General features: G+C 64.0%; 21 protein-coding genes. 3 read left to right on the forward strand and 18 right to left on the reverse strand.

The window, feature by feature from the left end; all coding sequences use genetic code 11:
* The first annotated feature begins 123 nt into the window (after positions 1-123).
* Positions 124-3330 carry a 2Fe-2S iron-sulfur cluster-binding protein gene (locus ACGYLQ_RS14815; protein WP_394443616.1) on the forward strand — a complete coding sequence of 1069 codons (3207 nt, stop codon included), beginning with the start codon at positions 124-126 and terminating at the stop codon, positions 3328-3330.
* Between the two features lie 65 nt (positions 3331-3395).
* Entirely contained in the window at positions 3396-4085 is a 690-nt protein-coding gene (gene rpe, locus ACGYLQ_RS14820) for a ribulose-phosphate 3-epimerase (protein ID WP_394443617.1), read from the forward strand.
* 33 nt (positions 4086-4118) lie between these two features.
* Here the strand turns inward: rpe and ACGYLQ_RS14825 are convergent, their stop codons facing one another.
* The 16 genes from ACGYLQ_RS14825 to lepA form a co-directional block, all read right to left on the reverse strand.
* Positions 4119-5618: a class I adenylate-forming enzyme family protein gene (locus ACGYLQ_RS14825; RefSeq protein WP_394443618.1), complete on the reverse strand. Its 1500-nt coding sequence runs from the start codon at positions 5616-5618 to the stop codon at positions 4119-4121.
* A gap of 53 nt (positions 5619-5671) precedes the next feature.
* Positions 5672-6439: an oxepin-CoA hydrolase, alternative type gene (locus ACGYLQ_RS14830; protein ID WP_394443619.1), complete on the reverse strand. Its 768-nt coding sequence runs from the start codon at positions 6437-6439 to the stop codon at positions 5672-5674.
* Positions 6436-6843: a PaaI family thioesterase gene (locus ACGYLQ_RS14835; RefSeq protein WP_394443620.1), complete on the reverse strand. Its 408-nt coding sequence runs from the start codon at positions 6841-6843 to the stop codon at positions 6436-6438. The genes ACGYLQ_RS14830 and ACGYLQ_RS14835 overlap by 4 nt, the downstream gene beginning before the upstream one ends.
* Entirely contained in the window at positions 6824-7957 is a 1134-nt protein-coding gene (locus ACGYLQ_RS14840; protein ID WP_394443621.1) for an acyl-CoA dehydrogenase family protein, read from the reverse strand. Before ACGYLQ_RS14840 ends, ACGYLQ_RS14835 begins: the two co-directional genes overlap by 20 nt.
* Positions 7954-9153 carry an acyl-CoA dehydrogenase family protein gene (locus ACGYLQ_RS14845; protein WP_394443622.1) on the reverse strand — a complete coding sequence of 400 codons (1200 nt, stop codon included), beginning with the start codon at positions 9151-9153 and terminating at the stop codon, positions 7954-7956. The genes ACGYLQ_RS14840 and ACGYLQ_RS14845 overlap by 4 nt, the downstream gene beginning before the upstream one ends.
* Before the next feature lie 11 nt (positions 9154-9164).
* Positions 9165-10340, reverse strand: coding sequence for an acetyl-CoA C-acyltransferase (locus ACGYLQ_RS14850; protein ID WP_394443623.1), 1176 nt, complete (start codon positions 10338-10340; stop codon positions 9165-9167).
* Positions 10337-12433, reverse strand: a complete 2097-nt coding sequence (locus ACGYLQ_RS14855; RefSeq protein WP_394443624.1) for a 3-hydroxyacyl-CoA dehydrogenase NAD-binding domain-containing protein — start codon at positions 12431-12433, stop codon at positions 10337-10339. The genes ACGYLQ_RS14850 and ACGYLQ_RS14855 overlap by 4 nt, the downstream gene beginning before the upstream one ends.
* Before the next feature lie 17 nt (positions 12434-12450).
* Positions 12451-13239, reverse strand: coding sequence for an IclR family transcriptional regulator (locus tag ACGYLQ_RS14860; protein WP_271689045.1), 789 nt, complete (start codon positions 13237-13239; stop codon positions 12451-12453).
* The gene (locus ACGYLQ_RS14865) at positions 13236-14576 is read right to left on the reverse strand and encodes a TRAP transporter large permease (RefSeq protein ID WP_067267050.1); all 1341 of its coding nucleotides are present in this window, start codon (positions 14574-14576) and stop codon (positions 13236-13238) included. Before ACGYLQ_RS14865 ends, ACGYLQ_RS14860 begins: the two co-directional genes overlap by 4 nt.
* The gene (locus tag ACGYLQ_RS14870) at positions 14576-15109 is read right to left on the reverse strand and encodes a TRAP transporter small permease (RefSeq protein ID WP_067267049.1); all 534 of its coding nucleotides are present in this window, start codon (positions 15107-15109) and stop codon (positions 14576-14578) included. The genes ACGYLQ_RS14865 and ACGYLQ_RS14870 overlap by 1 nt, the downstream gene beginning before the upstream one ends.
* 26 nt (positions 15110-15135) lie before the next feature.
* Complete coding sequence (locus tag ACGYLQ_RS14875) at positions 15136-16191, reverse strand: C4-dicarboxylate TRAP transporter substrate-binding protein (protein ID WP_394443625.1); 1056 nt, start codon at positions 16189-16191, stop codon at positions 15136-15138.
* A 267-nt stretch (positions 16192-16458) separates the two neighbouring features.
* The gene (locus ACGYLQ_RS14880) at positions 16459-17232 is read right to left on the reverse strand and encodes an MBL fold metallo-hydrolase (RefSeq protein WP_394443626.1); all 774 of its coding nucleotides are present in this window, start codon (positions 17230-17232) and stop codon (positions 16459-16461) included.
* 80 nt (positions 17233-17312) lie between these two features.
* Positions 17313-18143, reverse strand: coding sequence for a 3-keto-5-aminohexanoate cleavage protein (locus ACGYLQ_RS14885; protein WP_394443627.1), 831 nt, complete (start codon positions 18141-18143; stop codon positions 17313-17315).
* Between the two features lie 334 nt (positions 18144-18477).
* Positions 18478-18987, reverse strand: coding sequence for a DUF3800 domain-containing protein (locus tag ACGYLQ_RS14890; RefSeq protein ID WP_394443628.1), 510 nt, complete (start codon positions 18985-18987; stop codon positions 18478-18480).
* The gene (locus tag ACGYLQ_RS14895) at positions 18972-19229 is read right to left on the reverse strand and encodes a DUF3800 domain-containing protein (protein WP_394443629.1); all 258 of its coding nucleotides are present in this window, start codon (positions 19227-19229) and stop codon (positions 18972-18974) included. The genes ACGYLQ_RS14890 and ACGYLQ_RS14895 overlap by 16 nt, the downstream gene beginning before the upstream one ends.
* Positions 19230-19466: 237 nt before the next feature.
* Complete coding sequence (gene lepA / locus ACGYLQ_RS14900) at positions 19467-21269, reverse strand: translation elongation factor 4 (protein ID WP_067266602.1); 1803 nt, start codon at positions 21267-21269, stop codon at positions 19467-19469.
* Positions 21270-21483: 214 nt separating this feature from the next.
* Between lepA and ACGYLQ_RS14905 the strand changes: the two genes are divergently transcribed.
* A complete protein-coding gene (locus ACGYLQ_RS14905; RefSeq protein ID WP_394443630.1) occupies positions 21484-21846 on the forward strand; it encodes a hypothetical protein in 363 nt (120 codons plus the stop codon).
* Between the two features lie 4 nt (positions 21847-21850).
* On the opposite strand, the gene ACGYLQ_RS14910 is transcribed toward ACGYLQ_RS14905, so the two are convergent.
* The gene (locus ACGYLQ_RS14910) at positions 21851-22312 is read right to left on the reverse strand and encodes a low molecular weight phosphatase family protein (protein WP_067266605.1); all 462 of its coding nucleotides are present in this window, start codon (positions 22310-22312) and stop codon (positions 21851-21853) included.
* Positions 22313-22816 (reverse strand): UPF0262 family protein, encoded by a 504-nt coding sequence (locus tag ACGYLQ_RS14915; protein ID WP_276154108.1) that lies wholly within the window; start codon positions 22814-22816, stop codon positions 22313-22315.
* Positions 22817-22868 lie beyond the last annotated feature (52 nt).

Consider the following 22868-nt stretch of genomic DNA (forward strand, 5'->3'; position numbering starts at 1 on the left):
GATCTTACTCCTCCAATTTTGCCGCAGCATGGTCGGCGGCTGCGCAAAAAGTCAAGCGAGAGCAGTGTTTACCGATACAACCAAGACTAGCATATCATCCCAAAGCGTGGCATCGATTTGCCCATGAAGCTCTTTTCATCCAAGACCCGCCCCATGCATCTCGGCCCCTTTCCGCTGGAACGGCTGCGCCGGTTGCAGGCACCGCATGACCGGCTGCCCAAGACGCCCGAGCCGGAACTGCGGTTTGAGCGGCCCGAGGCACCGCAGAGCATCTGCAACGCCATGGCGCCCTTTCAGGCGATGATGGACGTGCTGCGCGACGGGCCGGTCAACAGGGCGGGCGCGGTGATCCCCGACAGCCCGCAGGATCGGGCCAACCACCTGAAATCCTTTGGCTATTACAACGATGCCTCGATGATGGGCGTCGGCGCCTTGCCGCGCGAGGCGCGGCTACCCTACCCGCGCCGCAGCCAAGGCACCGCGCAATTGGCCGAAGGTCTGCGCAGCCGCCAGACCAAGACGCTGGCCGCGGGCGTCGATGTGATCATGGCCAACCTGCGCGACGCCGTGGATGCGCCGGAAACCCCGATCGACGGCCACAGTCATGCGCTGGTGATCCTCACCGCCTACCCCCGCGACCCGCGTGAGGGCGAGCCGGGCAGCGACTGGATCATGGACGCGCAAGCCGAGCGCGCCTGCCTGCGCGGGACCGAGAACGCCACCGTGCTTGCCGAATACATCCGGCAGTTGGGCTTCGCGGCCAAGGTGCATTCGGCCACCACCTCCGACGTGAGCCTCGGGCAACTGGCCGTGGCGGCGGGGCTGGCTGTGATGGAGGACGACATCCTGCAAGCGCCATGGATCGGCCCGCGCTTCGGCCTTGCGGTGGTGACGACCGACATGGCCCTCGCGCCCGACATGCCGCTTGCCCCTCTGGCCGAACAGCCCTGGTCGGTGCTTAAAGGCCCGCATTGGCAGTTGGGCACCCACGGCGGGGTCAGCGCCCGCGACGTCGACCCTTACGCCCGGCGCGACTATGCCATGGGGCCGCATCCTTTCGAGACGTTGAAGAGGGTCGAGGAGCCCACGACCTATATCGACGCCGCCAACGTGCCGCGCGTGCCGAAACGCGGTGATCTTTTCGCGCGCGGCCAGTTCGGCGACATGGGGCCAAAGGTGCAGAACGCCATGAAGGGCGGGCACCACGTCATCAAATCCGCCCCCTCCGCCGCACAGCGCCGCCTGCTGGGCGCGCTGATCCTGTTGCAGGACGGGCCGGTGAACGAAGACGCCCCCGAGGCCGAGGACGCCGCCCGCAATGCCGCCAACCTCAAGGCGGCGAGCTATTTCCTCGGCGCCGACGCCGCGGGCCTCTCGGCCTGCCCGGACTGGACATGGTACAGCCACGACGCCACCGGCACCCCGATCACCCCGCCGCATGACCAAGCGCTGAGCCTGATCATCGACCAAGGCTATGACACGATGGAGGGGTCCTCGGGTGATGACTGGATCGCCGTGTCGCAATCCATGCGCGCCTACCTGCGGTTCTCGATGCTCGGCGGCGTGCTGGCGCAGCATCTGCGCAACCTCGGGCATTCCGCCAAGGCCCATACGGTGATGGACGGCGACGTGCTGCAACCGCCGCTTCTGCTGCTGGCGGGCTTGGGCGAGGTCAGCCGCATCGGGGAGGTGATCCTGAACCCCTTCCTCGGCCCGCGGCTGAAATCCGGCGTGGTCACCACCACCCTGCCCGTGACCCACGACAAGCCCATCGACTTCGGCCTGCAAAAGTTCTGCGAGGCCTGCAACAAATGCGCCCGCGAATGCCCTTCAGGGGCGATCACCGCCGGGCCGAAGAAGATGTTCAACGGCTACGAGATTTGGAAATCCGACAGCCAGAAATGCGCCACCTACCGGATCACCAACCAAGGCGGCGCCATGTGCGGGCGCTGCATGAAGACCTGCCCGTGGAACCTCGAAGGGCTCTTTGCCGAGGCGCCTTTTCGTTGGGCCGCGTCGAACATCCCCGCCGCCGCACCCCTGCTGGCCAAGCTCGACGACAAGGTCGGTAAAGGACGCCTGAACCCGGTGAAGAAATGGTGGTGGGACATCGAGCGCAAGCCCTCGGGCCAGTTCGACACCCCCGCGCAACCCGTGAACGCGCGCGACCTGCAACCGGAGTTGGACCTCAAGTTTGAAGACCAGACCCTCGCCGTCTACCCCGCCCCGCTGGCCCCGCACCCGTGGCCCTATCCCGACCCGATGAACCGCGAGGCCGGGATCAAGGCCCATGCCGCCCTGATCAGCGCCGACGAACATCGCCGCAAGACGGCAGCGGGGGAGACCGAGCACCTGCATCTCTACAAAGTCGGCAGCGATACCCCGGTGCTCGACCTGCGGATCACCGCGGTGGAGGAGTTGAACGCCAAGACCCGGCTTTACGACATCGCCCACCCCGAGGGGCATGACCTGCCCGCATGGACGGCGGGCGCGCATCTCGATCTGGTGGTGGCCCCGGAATACCTGCGCCCCTATTCGCTCTTGGGCGATCCCGAAGACCGCAGTCGCTACCGCATCGCGGTGCTGCGCGAGGACGCGGGCCGGGGCGGCTCGGCGCTGCTGCACCGGGTGTTCTCCAAGGACAGGCGCATCTTCGTCGGCAAGCCGGTGAACCATTTCGAACTCATCGAAGACGCCCCCCACAGCCTGCTGATGGGCGGCGGCATCGGCATCACGCCGATGATCGCCTTCGCGCATCGTCTGCATGCGCTCGGGCGGCCTTTCGATCTGCACTACTCTGCCTCGACCCGCGAAGCCGCGGCCTTTGCCAAGGAACTGGCCGCGATGCCATGGGCCGACCGGGTGCATCTGCATATCTCCGCCGAGGGCAGCCGCGCCGACCTGCCCGCGATCATGGCCCGCGCGCCCGAAGGCACCCATGTCTACACCTGCGGGGCCGAGCCCTACATGCAGGCGGTGCTCAGCGCCGCCGAAGACGCCGGCATCCCCGAGGAGGCGCGGCACTTGGAGTATTTCTCTACACCCGAGCTGCCGGATTACGAGAACCACCCCTTCACGCTCAAGCTCACCTCGGGCCGCGAGATCGACGTCGGGGCCGAGGAGACAGCCGCCGAGGCGCTGATCGCGGCGGGGGTGCCGGTGGATCTGAAATGCTCCGACGGCATCTGCGGCGTCTGCAAATGCGTGTTGCGCGGAGGCGAGGTGGAGCACCGCGACTTCGTGCTTTCCTCCAAGCAACGCGAGGGGGCGATCATCCTCTGCCAGTCCCGCGCAGCACAGCCCGGCGGGGTGCTGGAGCTCGACCTCTAGCCCTCTTTCCCCGGGGGCGGTCAGCCGTTATGAGGGGCCAACCCTCGTAACAAAGGCCTGCCCCCATGACTTTCGACCGTTCGATCAAGATCGCCCCTTCCATCCTTGCCGCCGATTTCGCCAATTTCGGCGCCGAATGTGAAGCCATCGAAGCCCAAGGCGCCGATTGGGTGCATGTGGACGTGATGGACGGGCATTTCGTGCCCAACATCACCTTCGGCCCCGCCACCTGCGCGGCGATCCGGCCCCATATCAAGGGCGTGATGGACGTGCATCTGATGATCGCCCCGGTCGATCCCTATATCGAAGCCTTCGCCAAGGCGGGCGCCGATTTCATCACCGCACATGTGGAGGCCACGCCCCATATCCATCGCACGCTGCAAGCGATCCGTGGCGCGGGTGCGAAGGCAGGCGTGGCGCTGAACCCCGGCACGCCGGCAAGCGCCGTGGCCGAGATCCTCGACATGGTCGATCTGGTCTGCGTGATGACCGTGAACCCCGGTTTCGGCGGGCAGAAGTTCATCGACATGACCGCCAAGATCCGCGAGCTGCGCAGCATGATCGGCGACCGGCCCGTGCATATCGAGATCGACGGCGGGGTCGATCCCAAGACCGCGCCACTGGTGGCTGAGGCCGGGGCCGATGTGCTGGTGGCGGGTTCCGCCGTCTTCAAAGGCGGCTCGGTCAGCGATCCGGCGCCCTACGGCGAGAACATCCGCGCGATCCGCGCAGCCGCCGAAGGGACTTACGTCTGATAAAGATGCGGGGCGCTTCTGCGCCCCGCCCCGTCACGCCAATTGATCGGCAAAGGCCGTCAATAAGCGGTGTTTCAGGATCTTGCCCGTGGGCGCTGCGGGGAGATCAGTGGCCACGATGATCTGCGCGGGTCGTTTGTAGCCGGTGAGCCGTTCCTTGACGAAACCGCGCAGCTCCTCCGCCGTGACCTCGTCCCCCGGTGCCACCTGCACGAAGGCCAGCACCTCTTCATCGCCCTCGCGTCGCCGTCCGACCACCGCCGATTGCACCACGCGCGGGTGATCGTTCAACGCGGCCTCCACCTCAGGCGGGTAGACGTTGAAACCGCCGTGGATGATCAACTCTTTCGAGCGTCCGAGGATGTGCAGCCGCCCCTCCTCATCGAGCTTGCCCAGATCGCCGGTGTGTAGCCAGCCTTCGGCGTCGATGGCTTTGTCGGTCTCGGTCGGGTTGCGGTAATAGCCCTTCATCACATGCGGGCCGCGCACCAGCACCTCGCCCTCGCCCGCGCCGTTGCCGCCGGGGGCTTGGTCGTCGATCTTGCACTCGGTCCCCGGCGTCACCGGCCCGACGGAGGTATCGGGGGAGCCAAGCGCATTGGTCGTGGCCGATGCGCCCGAGCAGGTCTCGGTCATGCCGAAACCGTTTTGCAAGGGCAGTTCGTAGAAAGCCTCGGCCTTGCGCTTCCACGCAGGGTCAAGCGGCGCACCGCCGGAGGAGACATAGCGTAGGGTCGGGCTTCCCAGTTTCGGCATGCCGCGCTCGCGCGAGTATTGCATGACCAGCGCGTGCATCTGCGGCACCGCAGGCAGGATCGTGACATCCTCATGGGTCGCGGCATGGAGTTTCGCCGCGGAAAAGCGGCTCTCCTGCCGCACCTTCGCGCCCGCGCTGACGGCGGCCATCAGGACCGAGACGAGGCCGAAGACATGGGTCATCGGCAAGACACCATAGACCACATCCCCCGGCACCATCTGCCGCAGATCGGCAGAGGCACGGGCGCCGAAGCGCAGGTTGGAATGGGTCAGCATCACGCCCTTGGGGTCGCCCGTGGTGCCGGTGGTATAAAGCAGCACCGCCACGTCATGCAGATCGGCATCCGGGCTGCTGGGCTGTGGCGTGGCCAAATGCAAGCTGCCGAAATCGCCCGCAATCTCGCGTGCGTCCAGCCGCGCTGCATGGGCCGCCGCCTCGGGCGAGGCTTCGCAGGTCAGCAGCACCGCCGCCGGGGTGGCGTGGTTGATGATGCGGGTGACCTCGGCCTCGCTCTGGCGGGCGTTGACGGGGATCGCCACCGCATCCAACTCCCATGCGGCATAGAGCCCGGCCACGGCGGAAACGCAGTTCTCCACCATCAACAACACTCGGTCGCCCGCCTGCACCCCTGCGCTACGCAACTCCGACGCCAAGGCCCGGCGCGCGCGGTCCAGATCGGCAAAGCTCCAAGCCGCGCCGCTGGCGTCGCTCAGCGCTGGTGCCTCTGGGCGGGTCGCCAATTGCTCAGCTAGAAAATCCTGTACCCTGGCATTCATGGGTGTCTCCTCCTGCCTAATGGCGGCCACCTCCTCCGGCAGCCGCCGCCCGGCTAGAACCGGGGCTTTCGTTTATCTAAAAAGGCCGCGATGCCCTCGGCGGCTTCGTCACCGCCCGCGGCGCGGGCCATGGCGTTGCGCTCGGCGTCGAGCTGCGCGGCCTCGTCGGTCTCATAGGCCTGCCCGACCAAGGCCCGGATCGTGCCCTGCGCCGCGCGCGGACCCGCGGCCAGCGTGTCGGCCAGCATCAGCGCCTCGTCGAGCGCGCGACCGTTGGGGCAGATGCGGTTGACCGCGCCCAGTTCGGCAAAGCGCATGGCCATGACCGGGCGGCCCAGCAGGCACATTTCCATCGCCAAGGGGCGCGGCAGGAGCCGTGCGAGTGACGCCGTCAGCCCCGCATCGGGCACAAGCCCGGCCTTGACGTAGGCGGCGGTGAACTGCGCGTCCTCGCAGGCCACGATCATGTCGCAGGCCAGTGCCAGCGACAGGCCCGCGCCCGCGGCACCGCCTTCGACGGCGGCAATGACAGGCACCGCGCAGGCGCGGATCGACCGCACCAGATCATGCAGCGCATCGACCCGCTCGCGGCGGACCTCTTCGGTCAGCTTGCGGCGTTCGATCAGCACGTTAAGGTCGCCCCCGGCGCAGAAGAACCGCCCCTCGGAGGTCAGGATCACCGCGCGGATGCGCGGCTCCTCGGCCAGTCGCATCGCCTCGGCAATCGCGTCGTAGAGCGCGGGCGTCAGCGCGCCGCGCTTCTCGGCGTTACCGTTCCAGACGATCAGCCGATCGCCGCGGTCCTCGATACGGGCGCTCATGTCTTGGCCCTCTTGAATACGCCGGTGGCACGCGACAGCAGGCGGCCTTCGGTATCGTGCAACTGCGCCTCGGCGTAGAGAATCTTAAAGCCCCCACCGGTGACGCGTCCCGTGGCGACAATCTGCCCCTCGCGGACCGCGCCGATGTAGTCGGTGGTCAGCGAGAGCGTCAGCATCGGCACGAAAGGCCCGCTCATCGCGCAGTGCCGCGCGCAGGCGAAACCGGCGGCGACGTCGAGCATCAGCGTATGCAGCCCGCCGTGCAGCACGCCCGAAACATTCAGGTGCTGCGGGCCGAGGTCGAGCGTTACGCGGGTGCTGCCATCGGGGTTCGACAGGTCGGGTTGGAACCCGATCAGCTGCTGAACCCCGCTGGTCGGTGCATTATGCGGCGGATAGTGCAATGAACCGCTCCAGATGATGGTCGACATCGCCAAAGCGGTGGTCCGCCATGGTGATGCGCTTGGCGATATGCGCCAGTTCGTACTCTTGCGTCATGGCGATGCCGCCATGCATCTGGATCGTGTCCTCTGCAACCAGACGGCCAACGCGGCCCATTAGGTTCTTGGCCGCCGAGACGTGACGCTCGCGGCTTTCGCGGTCGTCCTCCAGATGGCCCGCCGCGTTGATCACGGCAGAGCGCGCCTGTTCAAGGTCGATGAGCAGGTCCGCCATGCGATGCGCCAGGGCCTGAAAGCTGCCGATGGGGCGGCCAAACTGCTTGCGGGTGCCGAGGTATTCGCGCGTGAGGTCGCAAGCGGTCTCCATCGCGCCGAGCGTTTCGGCGCAGAGCGCGGCGGTGGCCATGGCGGTGCGGGTCTCGATGGCGTCAAACGCCTTGCCCGGCGCGCCCAGACGGGCGCTTTCGGGCAGGGTCACGTCATCCAGCGTCACCTCGGCGGCGCGGCCACCTGCGAGCAGCGCGTAGCCGGTGACGGTCAGCCCCTTGGCATCCGCGGGCACGAGGAAGAGCGAGATACCATCGCGGTCCCCCGCCTCACCGCTTTCGCGGGCGGAGACAACGAGCATGTCGGCGGCCTCGGCATTCGCCACCACGGCCTTGCGGCCGCTGAGCACGATCTGGTCGCCGTTTTGCGTGGCCGAGGTGGTGACGCGCTCGAGGTCATAGCGGCTGCCCGGTTCGCCATGGGCGAAGGCGAGTTGCAGCGCGCCGCCGATCAGTTGCTCAATATGCTCCTGCTGTTCTTCGGTCCCGAGGTCGGCGATCAGCCCCCCGGCCAGTACGGCGCTGTCCAGAAGCGGCTCAACCACCCCGGCGCGGCCCAGCTCTTCGAAGACCACGGCAAGGTCGAAACCCGCGCCGCCGAAACCGCCCTGCTCTTCTGTGAAGAGCGCGCCGATTACGCCCAGTTCGGCCAGACCTTCCCAGATCTCGGTCGAATAGCCGGTCTCGCTCTCGAGGATGCGGTTGCGGGTTTCGGTGTCATATTTGTCGCGCAGGAACCGCCGCAGGCTGTCCTGCAGCATCTGGCGTTCTTCGGTCAGGTCGAAATTCATTTGCCACCTCCCAGCATGGTCTTGGCGATGATCTGGCGCTGGATCTCGTTGGAGCCGCCGAAGATCGACAGCTTGCGATTGTTGAAATATTGCGCGGCCACGGGGCCCGCGTCATTGGGATCAGGCAGCGCGTCGTTGCTGCCTGCCACCGCCTCGGAGGCGAAGGGCATGGCGTAGACCCCGGCGGCGCGGCGCAACAGATCGTTGATCTCCTGCCGGATGATCGTGCCTTTGACCTTGAGCATGGAGCTTTCCACGCCCGGCGCCTGCCCTGCAGCGGCTTTCGAGATGATCCGCAGGTTGGTCGTCGCCATCGCCATCAAGTCGATCTCCGCCTGCGCCACGCGGGCGGCGAAATGCGGGTTCTCGATCAACGGGCGGCCCCCGGCCATTTCGGATTTGGCGATGCGTTTGACGGCCTGAAGACCGGCCTGAGAGAAGCCCACGCCCGCGATGTTGGTGCGCTCATGGGTCAGAAGATACTTGGCGTAGGTCCAGCCCTTGTTCTCCTCGCCGACGAGGTTCTCGGCGGGGACCTTGACGTTGTCAAAGAAGACCTCGTTCACCTCGGCGCCGCCATCCAGCAGAATGATCGGGCGCACGGTGATGCCCGGCGTCTCCATGTCGATCAGCAGGAAGGAGATGCCCTCTTGCTGCTTCACGTCTTTGTCGGTCCGCACGAGGCAGAAGATCATGTTGGCGTGCTGGCCCAACGTGGTCCATGTCTTCTGGCCGTTGACGATGTAATGATCGCCGTCCTTCACCGCGGTGGTCTTCAGCGAGGCAAGGTCCGACCCGGCGCCCGGCTCGGAATAGCCCTGACACCACCAGTCTTCACCCGACAGGATGCGTGGTAGCCAGTAATCCTGCTGCTCTTTCGAGCCGAACTTCTGCAGCACCGGCGCCAGCATCGACAGGCCGAAGGGCACGATGCGCGGCGCGTGGTGGGCGGCGGCCTCTTCCTCGAAGATGTGGCGCTGCACGGCGTTCCACGCCGCCCCGCCGAACTCCTTGGGCCAGTTGGTCGCAAGCCAGCCCTGTTCGTTCAGGATCGCGTGCCAGCGCTCGTGGTCGTCCTTGGTCAGCTCCTGCCCACGGCGCACCTTCTCAGAAAGTTCCTTGGGCAGTTTCTCGGCGAGGAATTGACGCACCTCCTCGCGGAAGGCGCGTTCTTCGTCTGTATAGCTCAGGTCCATGTCGGCCCCCTTTAGTAGATTTCGAAGAGGCCAGCCGCCCCCATGCCGCCGCCGATGCACATCGTCACGACGCCGAGTTTCGCGCCGCGGCGGTGGCCTTCGCGCAGGATGTGGCCGGTCATCCGGGCCCCGGTCATGCCGAAGGGATGGCCGATGGCGATGGAGCCGCCGTTCACGTTGCACTTGTCCGGGTCGATGCCCAGACGGTCGCGGCAGTAAAGTGCCTGGCTCGCAAAAGCCTCGTTCAACTCCCAGATGTCGATGTCATCGACGCTGAGACCGTGGCGTTCCAAGAGGCGGGGCACGGCGAAGACCGGGCCGATGCCCATCTCATCGGGCTCGCAGCCCGCGACGGCGAAGCCGCGGAAGGCGCCCATGGCCTGAAGGCCCTGCTGCTCGGCCTGCTTGCTGTCCATCAGCACCAGTGCGGCGGCACCGTCGGACAATTGGCTGGCGTTACCGGCGGTGATGAAGGCCCCCTCGCCGCGCACCGGGGTGAGGCCCGCAAGCCCCTCCATCGTGGTATTGGGGCGGTTGCATTCGTCGCGGTCCACGGTGACCTCGCGGGTGGAGATCTCCTTGGTTTCCTTGTCCTGCACGCCCATGGTGGTCTGCATCGGCACGATCTCATCGTCGAAGAGCCCGGCCTCTTGCGCCTTGGCGATGAGTTGCTGGCTGCGCAACCCGTAGGCGTCCTGATCCTCGCGGCTGATGTTGTAGCGTTTGGCCACGATGTCGGCGGTGTCGATCATCGCCATGTAGACCTCGGGCTTGTGCTCTTCCAGCCACGGCTCCTTCACGGATTTCACATGCGGCTGGATGAGCGAAATGCTCTCGACCCCGCCCGCGACCATCGGGCCTGCGCCCTCCATGCAGATGGCGTTTGCGGCCATGGCGACGGTCTGAAGGCCGGACGAGCAGAAGCGGTTCACGGTCACGCCCGAGGCGGTGACCGGCAGGCCCGCGCGCAGGGCGATCTGGCGCGCGATGTTCGATCCGGTGGCCCCCTCGGGATAGCCGCAGCCGATCATCACGTCTTCGATGGCGTCGGGGGCGACGCCCGAGCGCTTGACCGCTTCGGCGACGACATGGCCGCCCATGGTGGCACCGTGGGTCATGTTGAATGACCCGCGGAAGGATTTGGCCAGCCCGGTGCGGACGGCAGAGACGATTACGGCCTGTTTCATTTGGCAGCTTCCTTGTTCAGATCATCAAAGGTGCGGTTGGTCTTGACCAGTTCGGCCAGCAGCGGCGCGGGTTTCCAGAACCACGGGTCCTGTTCGGCAAAGCCTTCGATCGCCGCCAGCACGTTGGGCAGGCCTTGGATGTCGGCCCATTTCATCGGGCCGCCCCAGTAGCGCGGGAAGCCGTAGCCGAAGAGCAGGGTCATATCCACGTCGAGCGGGCGTTTGGCGATGCCCTCTTCCAGCACCTTGGCGGCCTCGTTGACCATGGCGCACATGTAGCGGCGCACGATCTCGGCCTCGGTGAACTCGCGCGGGGTGATGCCGCGCTCCTTCTGCTCTTCCTCGATCAGGCGGGTGACTTCCGGGTTCGGGGTGCCGCCGCGCTTGCCCTTCTCGTAGATGTAGTAGCCCTCACCGGTCTTCTGGCCGAAATGGCCCTGTTCGCAAAGCCGGTCGATATAGGTCGGCACGCGCTCCTCGGGGTGGCGTGTCGCCGCCTTGCGCTTGCGCGTGGCCCAGCCGATGTCGAGCCCGGCGAGGTCGGCCACGGCGAAGGGGCCCATGGCGAAGCCGAATTTCTCCAGCGCCGCGTCGATCTTGTAGGGGCTGGCGCCGTCCAACACCATGTGGTCCGCCGCGGTGCGGTAGGTGGCGAGGATGCGGTTGCCGATGAAGCCGTCGCAGACACCTGCGCGAACGCTGACCTTGCCAAGTGCCTTGCCGAGCGCAAAACCCGTGGCGACCACATCTTTCGCGGTCTTGTCGGCGACGACGACCTCGAGCAGTTTCATCACATGCGCGGGCGAGAAGAAGTGCAGCCCGATCACGTCCTCGGGGCGCTTGGTGGAGGCGGCGATCTCGTTCACGTCGAGATAGGAGGTGTTGGAGGCCAGCACGCAGCCCGGCTTGCAGACCGCGTCGAGCTTGCCGAAGACCTGCTTTTTGACGTCCATGTCCTCGAACACCGCTTCGACGACCAAGTCGACGTCCTTGAGGCTGTCGTATTCGGTGGAGACGGTCAGCGCCGTGCCGGTCAGGTGATCGAACTTCGCCTGATCGATCTTGCCGCGTTTCAGCGCACCGGCGAGGTTGCCGGAGATACGCTCATGCGCGGCCTTGGCGGCCTCCTCCTTCATCTCGATCAGCACGACCGAAAAGCCCGAGAGCAGCGCCGCGGTGGCGATGCCCGCGCCCATGGTGCCGCCGCCGATCACGCCAATGGCTTTCAACTCCCGCGGCTCGACGCCTTTCAGCTCGGGCAGGTTGCTGACCGCCCGCTCGGAGAAGAAGGCGTGGATCATGCCCTGCCGCTGGTCGGTGTTCATCAGTTCCGAAAAGATGCGGCGCTCGGCCTTCATGCCTTCTTCGAAGGGTTTTTCGACACCTGCCTGCACGGCGCGCACCGCCTCGGCGGGGGAAATCTGGCCGCGGCCTTTCTTCAGCACCGCCTCATAGGCGGCATCCCAGTCGATCGGTGCGGGCGCGGGCATCTCGCAGATCGGACGGCGCTCGGCACCGCTGTCGAGCAGCTCGCGGACGTAAGCGAGGCCCACTTCCTGCGGATCGCCCTCCTCCACGCGGTCGACGATGCCCATCTCCAGCGCCTGCGGTGCCTTGATGTGGCCGCCCGTGGTGATCGCGTCGAGCGCGGGTTCCACGCCGATGAGACGCGGCAGACGCTGGGTGCCACCGGCGCCGGGGATGAGACCAAGGTGCACTTCGGGCAGGCCGACGCGGGCCGAGGGCTGGGCGATGCGGTAATGGGCCGAGAGCGCGACTTCGAGACCGCCGCCGAGGCTCACGCCATGCATGGAGGCCACGACCAGAAGCGGCGAGGCTTCGATGCGGTTGCAGAGGTTCGGCAGATGCGGCTCCATCGGCGGCTTGCCGAACTCGGTGATGTCGGCCCCGGCGATGAAGGCGCGGCCTTCGCCCACGATCATCACGGCGCGCACGCCGTCCTCGGCCTCGGCGCGGTCCATGCCGTCCGCCAGCCCCTGCCGCACGGCTTGGCTCAGCGCGTTGACGGGCGGGTTCTCGATGCGCAGCACGACGATGTCATCGTGGCGGGAATAGGCGATCTTGTCGGTCATGTGATGTCTCCTTGTCTTTATCCGCGCCGTGACAGGGCGGGCGCCCGTCCGGTGCGTTGTTCGATGCCGCTGACCACGTCGCGCAGGGCTGGCCCCACTTGTGACAGAATGCGGTCGTCGGGCAAGTCCGCCGGCAGCGCGCCGCAGCTAAAGGACACCGGCTCTCCGAACTCACCGGCGTAATAGGGCACGCTGACCGCGTTTACATTGCGGGCATAGCGGGTGTCAGGCGGGGCCAGCACGAAGCCCTGCGCCAGCAGTTGCTCATAGCCCTCACGGCGGAAATCACGCAGCCGGTCGTCGGGTTCCAGCGCTTCGAAACGGTCTTCGTCGAGGCTGGCCAGCGTGGCCAGACCCGAGGAGGATCCATAGACCGGGATGCGATGCCCCGGCTCCAGCCAGATCGTGGAGGCCGTGCGCGGCCGCCAAGTGCGCACCAGCATCATCCGGTCGCCATCGCGCACGGCGATCAACGCCAGCGTGCGGGTCTCATCCGCCAGTTCCTGCATCGCATCCGACGCCATATCCACGAAGCTCACCGCGACAGAGGCGACGGAGCCGAGCGCAATCGCCGCAGGCCCAAGCCGAAACTTGTCGTTGCGCCCGCCATGGGCCAGATAGCCCAGTTCGCACAGCGTATAGGTCAGCCGCGACACCGTGGGTTTCGGCAGCCCCGTCCGCTCGGCGATCTGGGCATGGCTCAGCCCGCTGTCGCTGGCGCGAAAGGCCCGCAGAATGCCAAGCCCCCGCGCCAGCGTATTGGCGAACTTGCGGTCCGTGACGGTATCGGAAGCCGCCTGATTCATCGCGCCGCCATCGGGATCAGGAGCGAGATCATTGGGAAGGACATGATCAGGATCAGCACGATCACGTCGACGCTGAGAAAGCGCGTGATCCCGGCAAAGATCTTGTCGATCGGCGCTTCACGGCCCACCACGTTGGCGATGACGAAGACGTTGAGGCCGACGGGCGGGGTGATCAGGCCGATCTCCAGCAGTTTGATCACCACGACGCCGAACCAGATCAGGTTCAGGTCATAGCTTTCGACCAGCGGGATCATCAGCGGCAGAGTCAGCACCATGATGCCGATGGGATCAAGGAACATGCCGAGCAGAAGATAGATCAGCGCGATGCAGAGCATCAGCACCACCAGCGACATCTGCGCGTCAGAGACGAAGCCCACGATGGTGCCCGCGACGCCAGTTAGCGCGACGAAGGCCACGAAGATCTTGGCCGAGGCGGCGATGAGGAAAATGGCGGAGGTCTGCACGCAGGTCTCTTTCACCGCGGCCCAAAGACCGGCCCAGTCAAGTTTCTTCTGCGCAAAACCGATCAGCGTGGCCGAGACGACGCAGACAGCTGCGGCCTCGGTCGCCGTAAAGATGCCGCCGTAGATGCCGCCGATGATGAGCACGAAAAGCAGCAGCGCGGGCCAGCTTTCGAGCGCTGCGGTCCAACGCTCCCCCGCGCTGTAGCGCTGGTCGGTCGAGGGGGCGACCGATGGATCGCGCCAGACCCAGACGGCGATGACCAGCACGAAGCCCATCAGCGTCAGCAGCCCCGGCAGAACACCGGCGAGGAAGAGCGAGGAGATCGAGGTCTCGGTGAAGATGCCGTAGATGATGAACAGCACCGAAGGCGGAATGAGCGAGCCCAGCGTGCCGCCCGCCGCGACGGAGGCGGTGGCGAGACGCGGGTCATAGCCCATGCGCAGCATCTCGGGCGTGCAGATCTTGCCCATGGTCGAGGCGCAGGCGATGGACGAGCCGGTGATCGCGGAAAACCCGCCGCAGCCCATGACGGAGGCCATGGCGACCCCGCCCGGCAGCTTGGTCAGCCAGACCTTTGCCGCATGGTAGATTTTCGTCGTGATATCCGCGCGGTAAGCGATATGTCCAAGCGCCACGAAGAGCGGGATCATTGACAGATCGTAGGAATGGATAAGGTCGAAGGAGTTCGAGAACACCATCGATGTGGTCGCCTTGATCGCGCGTTCGGGCATGAAAGTCCCGGTGCGGAAGGCGAAGATGAAGAAGGTGGCAACGGTCGCGACCGAGGCCAGCGTGAAGGCGATCGGCACCCGCAGGGCCAGCATGATCAGCACCGCGGCAAAGGCGATCATTCCGATGGTCGAGGCATCCATTAGCGCAGGTCCTCTTCAACCATAAGGTCAGCCGCATGATGTTGCTCATCCGAGACGACGCCGCCTGCAAGAACGGTGCGCCCGTCGCGCCATGTCAGCTCGGCCAGCCGCAGGAAGGTCGCGATCATCCCGATCAGGAACAACAACCGCCCCGGCCATTTCGGCAGGTTCAGGTCGCCGTAGAAAAAGCTGCCCTTCTCCACCACGGAGAGGAATTCACGCCCGCCGGAATAGATCAGCGGCGCCAGTGCCAGCATCCCGATGGCAGAGCCTGCCACGATCAGCACCGAGCGTGCGCGTTCGGGGAAACGGTCGGTCACGAAGGCGACCGAGACATGCGCACGGGCAGCGGTCGCGGCGGCGAGGGGCAGCAGGATGGCGGCGACCATGAGCTCTCGCACCATGGTCACGCTATCGGGCACCTGACTGGCAAAGAGCGCGCGGGCGATCACGTTGGAGGTGATCAACACCCCCAAGGCGATCACCGCCAAGGCCCCCAGTCCCAACAGGATTTTCTCCAGATTTACCAACATATGCTGCCCCTCCCCAGTGTCAGCGATCAGTTACCAGCGGCGTCCCATGGGTAGCCGTTGGCGTCACGCTCTTCGGTGTATTTGGCGATCAGCGCCTTATACTCTTCCAGCAGTTCCTCAGCGGGCAGACCGGCGGAGCTTGCCGTTTGCACCCATTCGTTAAGGAACTTCTCACCGGCTTTGACCAGTTTCGCGCGGTCCTCTTCGGGCAGGGTGATGACTTCGACGCCCTGCTCTTTCATGGAGGCGATGGCCTTTTCGTTGGCGGTGGTGATCAGACGACCGAATTCATCGGCCATGTCCGCGCCAACCTCGGCCAGCGTCTCCTGCTGCTCTTCGGTCAGGCTGTCGTGCATGTCCTTGTTCATGAAGATGCCAAGGCCGCCGACCTGACCCCAATCGAGGATCGTGTAGCTGTCCATCACCTCGGCCTGTTTCAGCGCGGCGACGGCATAGCTGTAGCCCTGCGAGCAGTCGATCAGCCCGGTGTCGAGCCCTTGGTAGGCGTCGTAGATCGACATATTGACCATATTCGCGCCCTCCTCGCCAAAGACCTTGCCATAGGCGCCGACGCCGCGGACCTTCTTGCCCGAGATATCGTCGACGGATTTGATCGCGCCGCCCTTGCAGCCGATGTTCACCTGAGAGGTGGTCCAAGTGCCGATGTAGACGAGGTTCTTGTCGGCGAGGTCTTCTTGAATGGCTTCGTTGCTGCGCATCAACTCATCCGTGGCGCGCATGCCAACCCAAGCGTCGGGGTTGTTCACCGGCAGGTCGGCGATACCGTAGCCCGCCATCTCTTGCGGGTAGTAAACCGCGATGACCGAGCCGGTGTCGGCCACGCCATCGGCCAGCGATTGCACGGCGGCATTGGCTTTGAACAGCGCCCCGCCCCACTGGATGTCGAGGCGCATATCGCCGTCGGACCGTTCGGCGACCTGATCGGCGAACCACTGCAATGCCTGCGCGCGCGCACCGCGGTTCGGCCCGGCTTCCCCATGAATCAACACGGTCTCAGCGCTTACCGCGCCACCAGCCAGTGCCAGAGCTGCGGCGCAGCTCAGGTGTTTGAAAATTGTCATGTCGGCTCCTCCCAGAGACTTGTTTCGCAATGCGAACCGTTGTTTCGCATTTGTCGCAGGTCACGCTAGTCCGCGGACCGAAGGCGATCAAGCGAAACTTCGGCTAAAGGCAGGGAGAGCGGTTAGGCTATTGAATTTGTTAAGGGAAAATTTCCCGAAGGATGGTGCAGGCGTGGAACAGCCCCACCAGACCCCGGAATCGGCTGCTCGGATCGAGCGGCCTGTAGGAAAGGCGGCCACGCCCGCTCAGGACGTGGCCGCTGGATTTTAATACCAGTCGCCGAATTTGACCTCGACATCGGTGCCGACGCGTTTGGCGAACTCTTGCGGGTCTTGGGTGCCGCCGTCTTTGCCCCGGAAGTGATAGGGGTAGACGTAAGCGGGCTTGAACTCGGCCACCGCCGAGGCGGCGGCGTTGGAATCCATGGTGAAGGGCAGGTTCATGCAGACGAAAGCCAGCGAGATATCGGTCAGCCCGCGCATCTCGGGCGTGTCTTCGGTATCGCCCGAGATATAGACGCGGAAGCCATCGAAGCCGAGGATATAGCCGTTGTCGCGCCCCTCGGGGTGGAACTTCTTGCGCTCTTCGGTCGTGTTATAGGCCGGGATCGCGTTGATCGGCAGGCCGTTGAACTCGGTATTCTCGCCATTGGCGATTTTGCTGGCCTTGGCGGCAAGGGCTTCGGGCAGCATGTCGAAAACGGCGGGGTTGGTGATGATCTGCACGTCATCGCCTGCCAGCGCGGCCAGCGTATCGGCATTGTAGTGATCACCATGCTCATGGGTGATGAGGATCAGGTCAGCCGCCGGGAAATCGCTGTATTGCGCGGGCTCGCCCACCGGATCGACATAGATCACGCCCTTTGGCGTCTCCAACACGATGGAGGCGTGATCGACGGGGTGCACGGTGATCGGGCCTGCGTCGGTGTCGAAGGTATCGCCGCTCTGCGTGGCGGCGCGGGCGGCGAAGGGCAGCAGGGTCACGACGCCAGCGGCGGCGGCGGCGGAGGTGGCAAGGAAATGGCGGCGGGTATGGGACATTTCAGGCTCCTGTTGGTTGCTGGAACGGGACATAGCGGCCCCGCCCCGCATTTCAACGCGGCACCCGTTTTGCGGCAAGCCTATGAGGGGCGCAGGCTGAGAATCTCACGCGCTTGTGCAGCCGTGGCAACGGGGCGCTCATATTTCGCGCAGAGATCCGCCGCGCGCTGGATCAGCGCCGCGTTCGAGGGCGCCAGCGTCTCGCGGTCCAGCCGCACGTTGTCCTCCAGCCCGGCCCGCGTATGGCCACCCGCCGCGATGGCCCATTCGTTCAGCACGATCTGGTTCGGCCCGATCCCGGCGGCACACCACTGCGCTTCGGGCGCAAGGCGGTTGAGTGTCTGGATATAGAAATCAAAGGTCTCACGGTCCACCGGCATGGCGTTTTTCACGCCCATGACGAATTGCACATAGAGCTGGCCGGGGATGCGCCCGTCACGGTTCATCTCGGCGGCCTTGTGGATGTGGCTGAGGTCAAAGGCCTCGATCTCGGGCTTGATCTCATGGGCTTTCATCTCCGAGGCCAGCCAATCGACCAACTCCGGCGGGTTCTCGTAGACGCGCGTCGGGAAGTTGTTGGACCCGACCGAGAGCGAGGCCATGTCGGGCCGCAGCGAAAGCATCCCGCCCCGCTCCCGCCCCGCGCCCGAGCGCCCGCCGGTGGAGAACTGGAGGATCATGCCGGGGCAATGCTTTTGCACGCCTTCCATCAGTCGCGCGAACCTCTCGGGGTCCGAGGACGGGGTCTCGTCCTCGTTGCGCACATGGGCGTGGCAGATCGAGGCCCCGGCCTCGAAAGCCGCGTGGGTCGACTCGACCTGCTCGGCAATCGAGATCGGCACGGCGGGGTTGGCGGCCTTGGTGGGGACGGAGCCGGTGATGGCGACGCAGAGGATGCAGGGGGTGGTCATGGGGGAGGTCCTGTGGCGGGAAAGTTATTTGCGTGGAATGTCACATACCCCGCAGGCGGTGTACATTGGTTAGCGGACAGGATGAGAGGTCAGTGTCCACCACCGCGCCCGAACCGAGGGGCGGGGAAATGCGACGCGCCCGCCCCCGTGGGGGCGGTTCGGGCGCTGCCAAACCCTTGGGGTTTGGTATGATCCCTCACTATCCCCCCAGTATACATAGAAAGAATATGTTGGCATTTCTACCGTTGCATAGCTATATATGGGGTAAGATCTGAACCTAGGCTCAACCTAGTAGTAGGATCTTTTGGCGGGCAGGAAACTGTCCGCCCTTATTTTATATAACGACGACACCCAATTCGTTCTTACTGCTAGCCAAAGTATTTAGAACTGGTTCAAGTCGTTCAAAATACTTTACGGCCCGCTTGCGCCGTATGTAAGAATTAGGCTTCAAGCTTTGGTGTAGAAAATAGGCAGCGACATCGCATGCTTGGATCGGCAGCGAGGCTTTTGAGTCCCTTTCAGAAGGATCTTCGATAATTCGCTGTATTGGGATATTCCTATAACCGCTACGTCCTCGATTGGGCACCGGGTTATGCACGGCCATTTTCCTCATCATACTGGAAAGCTTTTTCCCGGCGGTAGCATCTGTAAACACAATTCCGAAAGACCTCTTATAGCCACCCGGATAGTTGCAATGGGTTAGCGTGTTCTCAAATCTCTGGAAAAGCGTTCGCCAAGCTGCTTCGAATATATCGTAGCTATCTGGCTTGTCTCTTTTATCTACCACGATGTTAGTTATAGAAATTGAATTTAGCTTAGCCAACTCGTCTAGGTAGTTCCGCAAAATTGATAGGCGTTCATGCTTCTCGAGACCGTAGGCATTTTTCGGATGAACTCGGCAGTGTGTATTTCCGCCCTGATAGGAAAATTATATACTTCTTTGAGAGTGCGGCGAAAAGCAAGCTGGGCATCAATAAATTGGCGCCATTCGCTTTCGTGAACAACGATACCCGAAAGGCAGAAATAATCAGTTTGCTTTGTATTGTTCCCTGGGTCCCCACTTTCGTCCACATACATCAAATACATACAAAAATCCCATTGGTCACTCTACTCGCTACAGGTTGCACCTCATCCGAATGATGCGCAAGATCAACTTATGAGAGACCAGCGGAGGCAAAAAAACCACCTTGACGAGACAATTCAGGCAGATTCAGCCAGTACTACATATAGGAGCACGCCTGCCGAAAAAACTACTTCAGCGTGCGGGAACGCGCATTGCTTCGCAACACCCAGCCTCCCGCGCACTCTAAGAATGGCCAGCTTTTAGCTGTCCATCTTCAGTGCGGAAATAAACGCCTCCTGCGGGATATCCACCTTCCCGAACTGGCGCATCTTCTTCTTACCGGCCTTCTGCTTCTCCAGCAGCTTCTTCTTCCGCGTGGCGTCGCCACCGTAGCACTTCGCCGTCACATCCTTACGCATCGCCGAGAGCGTCTCGCGCGCAATCACTTTGCCGCCGATGGCCGCCTGAATCGGGATCTTGAACATGTGGCGCGGGATCAGGTCTTTGAGCTTTTCCACCATCGCCCGGCCGCGCATCTCGGCGCGGTCGCGGTGCACCATGGTCGAGAGCGCATCGACAGGCTCGTCGTTCACGAGGATCTGCATCTTGACCAGATTGTCCTGACGGTAGCCGATCATCTGATAATCAAAACTGGCGTAGCCCTTGGTGACCGACTTCAACCGGTCGTAGAAGTCAAACACCACCTCATTGAGTGGCAGGTCGTAGACCACCATGGCGCGGGAGCCGGCGTAGGTCAGGTCTTCCTGAATGCCGCGGCGGTCTTGGCAAAGCTTCAGCACGTCGCCAAGGTAGTCGTCTGGCACGAGGATCGTCGCCTTGATCCGCGGCTCCTCCATATGGTCCACCAGCGTCATGTCAGGCATGTCGGCGGGGTTGTGCAGCTCTTGCATCTCCCCGTCCTTCATGTGGACGTGGTAGATCACCGAAGGCGCGGTGGTGATGAGGTCGATGTCATACTCGCGCTCAAGCCGGTCGCGGATCACCTCAAGGTGCAAAAGGCCGAGGAAGCCGCAGCGGAAGCCAAAGCCAAGCGCGGCGGAGGTCTCCATCTCATAGGTGAAGGAGGCGTCGTTCAGGGCGAGCTTCTCGATCGCCTCGCGCATGTCCTCGAAATCATTGGCGTCGACCGGGAAGAGGCCGCAGAAAACCACCGGCACCGAGGGTTTGAAGCCCGGCAGCGCGGTTTCGCATTTGCGTTTCTCATGGGTGATCGTGTCACCGACGCGGGTGTCGCGGACCTGTTTGATCGAGGCGTTGAGATAGCCGATCTCGCCGGGGCCGAGGCTGTCGACGCCGACCATCTTGGGCCGGTAGACGCCCACGTCGTCCACATCATAGGTGCCGCCGGTTTTCATCATGCGGATGCGGTCGCCCTTCTTCAGGGTGCCCTCCACGATGCGCACGATACAAATGACGCCGAGGTATTGGTCGTATTTACTGTCCACCAGCATCGCCTTGAGCGGCGCGTCGGGGTCGCCGCCCGTGGGCGCGGGCAGCTTGTTGACGATGGCCTCAAGCACATCCGGGATGCCGACGCCGGTCTTGGCCGAGATCAGACAGGCCTCGGAGGCGTCGATGCCGATCACGTCCTCGATCTGCTCGCGCACGCGGTCGGGGTCGGAGGCGGGCAGGTCGACCTTGTTCAGCACTGGCACGATCTCATGATCCGCGTCGATGGCGGTATAGACATTGGCCAGCGTCTGCGCCTCGACCCCCTGCGTGGCGTCGACGACCAGCAGCGAGCCCTCGACCGCCTGCATGGAGCGCGCGACCTCATAGGCGAAGTCGACGTGTCCGGGCGTGTCGATCAGGTTCAGCACATAGGTCTTGCCGTCTTTCGCCGGGTATTCGATGCGGACGGTGTTGGCCTTGATGGTGATGCCCCGCTCCCGCTCGATGTCCATGTTGTCCAGAAGCTGGCTTTGCATGTCGCGTTCGGCGACCGTGCCGGTGAGTTGGATCAACCGGTCGGCCAGCGTGGATTTGCCGTGGTCGATATGGGCCACGATGGAGAAGTTGCGGATGTTTTCAAGCGGTGTCATGCAAGGGGATATGGCGCAGAGCCGCGCCTGCGTCAATTGGCCATGAACGCGCCCATGCCCCCTGCCCGCACGTCACGGCGCTTTATCGCGGGTCGAAGGGCGAAGCCCCCCAAAGGAGAATTGCGCGAAGCCCCCTTTTGCGGCATAGTGACGGGCAGAGCAGATCGGGCCGACAAGGGGAAAACCCCATGGTCCAGAACAATAGGGCAAATCAATGCGGACAGTTGCAAGTTTGATGGCGCTCGCCATCTTGGCGGGTTGTGGCGGCACACGTTATTCCAGCGATGCCGCCGTAGGACGTTTCTCCCCCACACCGGTTCTTTTCGCCACGGGGCCGATCCAAAAGGCCTGTCTGGCCGATGGGCGCCGCGGCTCCAGCCATGCGCGCTGCGGCTGTGTGCAGGCGGTGGCGGATCAGACGCTGTCGCGCTCGGACCAGCGCCAGGGTGCCAAGATTTTCCGCGACCCGCACCGTTTGCAGGAAATGCGCCAATCCGACAACAAAAGCGAAAACGCTTTCTGGAGCACATGGAAAGCCTTCGGCCAAAGCGCCGCGGCGGCCTGTTCCAACGCCTGATCGCTCAGTCTTGGCTGAGCGGCTGGCCAAAACGGTCAATCAGCCGTCCGACGATCTGATCGCGGGCGGCGCGAAACTGGGTGAGCTTGGCCTCGCGCCCCTCGCCCAGCCCCGTGGGGTCAAGGATCGGCCAATATTCCACGTCGAGATGATAAAACCGTGTCAGTTCCAGCGCCCGGCGCTGGCTGGCAGGGCTGAGCGCGATCACAAGGTCGAATGACCCCAGATCGTCGCCCCACTCCTCCATCTCGTCGAAACTGCGGCTGCGGTGGCGGTCGAGTTCCACGTCCAGCTCTCTGCAAACGGCGATGGAGAAGCCGTCAATCTCCATATCGTTCTTGACGCCGACGGATTGGACATAGGTGCCGGTGCCGTAGAACTTCTTCATCAACCCCTCGGCCATGGGGGAGCGGACGGCGTTATGATCGCAGCAGAAGAGAACGGATTGAGGCAGCACCTGCGTCATTTATCCGCCGAAATGCAGAACGCAGATCAGGGTAAATAGCCGCCGGGCGGTGTCGGTGTCGATCTCGGCCTTGCCCGAGAGCCGCTCTTGCAGCACACGGGAGCCTTCGTTGTGGATGCCGCGCCGGGCCATGTCGATCGTCTCGATCTGGCTGGGGGGCAGTTTCTTGACCGCTTCGAAATAGCTTTCGCAGATTTGGAAGTAATCCTTCACCACCTGCCGGAAGGGGCCGAGGGAGAGGTGGAATTCCGCCGCCTTTTCAGCCGCCTCGGTCTGCACGTCAAAGACCAGACGTTTGTCGCGGATAGAGAGGGACAGATGGTAAGGCCCTTCGGGCACCGGCCCCTTTTCGCGTTCGGGCAGGACGAAACTATTCTCTTCCAGCAGGTCGAACATGGCCACCTTACGCTCCTGATCGATCTCAGGCGTGGGGGGCGGCATGTTCGCGTCATCAAGCGCGATATGGGTGATGCGGGTCATCGGCGCATCCTTTTTGCTGGCGATACCCTTTCGTGGATAGCGCAGCGGTGGGGAGGGGGCAATGCGCGAGAACACG

Source organism: Sulfitobacter sp. 1A12779, from assembly GCF_043557315.1.
Lineage (GTDB): Bacteria > Pseudomonadota > Alphaproteobacteria > Rhodobacterales > Rhodobacteraceae > Sulfitobacter > Sulfitobacter faviae.

What these genes read in the sequence shown, in the direction of transcription:
- ACGYLQ_RS14830 (WP_394443619.1), bottom strand. Translation starts at nt 6,439, where the DNA reads ATGAGCGCCCGTATCGAGGACCGCGGCGATCGGCTGATCGTCTGGAAC.
- ACGYLQ_RS14865 (WP_067267050.1), bottom strand. Translation starts at nt 14,576, where the DNA reads ATGGATGCCTCGACCATCGGAATGATCGCCTTTGCCGCGGTGCTGATC.
- ACGYLQ_RS14880 (WP_394443626.1), bottom strand. Translation starts at nt 17,232, where the DNA reads ATGTCCCATACCCGCCGCCATTTCCTTGCCACCTCCGCCGCCGCCGCC.
- ACGYLQ_RS14875 (WP_394443625.1), bottom strand. Translation starts at nt 16,191, where the DNA reads ATGACAATTTTCAAACACCTGAGCTGCGCCGCAGCTCTGGCACTGGCT.
- ACGYLQ_RS14910 (WP_067266605.1), bottom strand. Translation starts at nt 22,312, where the DNA reads ATGACGCAGGTGCTGCCTCAATCCGTTCTCTTCTGCTGCGATCATAAC.
- rpe (WP_394443617.1), top strand. Translation starts at nt 3,396, where the DNA reads ATGACTTTCGACCGTTCGATCAAGATCGCCCCTTCCATCCTTGCCGCC.
- ACGYLQ_RS14845 (WP_394443622.1), bottom strand. Translation starts at nt 9,153, where the DNA reads ATGGACCTGAGCTATACAGACGAAGAACGCGCCTTCCGCGAGGAGGTG.
- ACGYLQ_RS14905 (WP_394443630.1), top strand. Translation starts at nt 21,484, where the DNA reads ATGCGGACAGTTGCAAGTTTGATGGCGCTCGCCATCTTGGCGGGTTGT.
- ACGYLQ_RS14895 (WP_394443629.1), bottom strand. Translation starts at nt 19,229, where the DNA reads ATGTATTTGATGTATGTGGACGAAAGTGGGGACCCAGGGAACAATACA.
- ACGYLQ_RS14855 (WP_394443624.1), bottom strand. Translation starts at nt 12,433, where the DNA reads ATGACCGACAAGATCGCCTATTCCCGCCACGATGACATCGTCGTGCTG.
- ACGYLQ_RS14840 (WP_394443621.1), bottom strand. Translation starts at nt 7,957, where the DNA reads ATGAATTTCGACCTGACCGAAGAACGCCAGATGCTGCAGGACAGCCTG.
- ACGYLQ_RS14850 (WP_394443623.1), bottom strand. Translation starts at nt 10,340, where the DNA reads ATGAAACAGGCCGTAATCGTCTCTGCCGTCCGCACCGGGCTGGCCAAA.
- ACGYLQ_RS14870 (WP_067267049.1), bottom strand. Translation starts at nt 15,109, where the DNA reads ATGTTGGTAAATCTGGAGAAAATCCTGTTGGGACTGGGGGCCTTGGCG.
- ACGYLQ_RS14885 (WP_394443627.1), bottom strand. Translation starts at nt 18,143, where the DNA reads ATGACCACCCCCTGCATCCTCTGCGTCGCCATCACCGGCTCCGTCCCC.
- ACGYLQ_RS14815 (WP_394443616.1), top strand. Translation starts at nt 124, where the DNA reads ATGAAGCTCTTTTCATCCAAGACCCGCCCCATGCATCTCGGCCCCTTT.
- lepA (WP_067266602.1), bottom strand. Translation starts at nt 21,269, where the DNA reads ATGACACCGCTTGAAAACATCCGCAACTTCTCCATCGTGGCCCATATC.
- ACGYLQ_RS14860 (WP_271689045.1), bottom strand. Translation starts at nt 13,239, where the DNA reads ATGAATCAGGCGGCTTCCGATACCGTCACGGACCGCAAGTTCGCCAAT.
- ACGYLQ_RS14825 (WP_394443618.1), bottom strand. Translation starts at nt 5,618, where the DNA reads ATGAATGCCAGGGTACAGGATTTTCTAGCTGAGCAATTGGCGACCCGC.